1 pseudogene is annotated in these 328 nt (G+C 61.3%); it reads left to right on the plus strand.

Features of this window, described 5'->3' with window-relative positions:
- Positions 1-116: 116 nt before the first annotated feature.
- Positions 117-328 (plus strand): annotated as a pseudogene (locus tag EN804_RS35725) (FAD-linked oxidase C-terminal domain-containing protein); the annotation flags it as partial.

The raw sequence follows: 328 nt of genomic DNA on the forward strand, positions 1-328 counted from the left end.
GCGTGAAATGCGTATGGGTGGCGTCGAGGATTTTTTCGGCCGCGTCGACCACGGTCGATTGCGTGGACGAACGGACGCGCCGCACGCTCACATCCTGGCCCGGCATGCAGGGGAGATACGGCTCGCCCGCCGGCGTTCAGGAGCAGGTCGATATGGTGTCCGCCATTGTGGAAGACCATGGCGGCAAGGATTTCGAGTGGGCCAACGCCTCTGAAGAACGCAATCGCCTCTGGAAAGCGCGCCACAACGCGTTTTATGCTGTCGTATCGCAAAGGCCAAACGCCAAAGGCTGGTCTTCGGATGTCTGTGTGCCGGTCTCGCAGCTCAG

It is taken from the genome of Mesorhizobium sp. M8A.F.Ca.ET.161.01.1.1, assembly GCF_004792105.1.
In the GTDB taxonomy this organism is placed as follows: Bacteria; Pseudomonadota; Alphaproteobacteria; order Rhizobiales; family Rhizobiaceae; genus Mesorhizobium.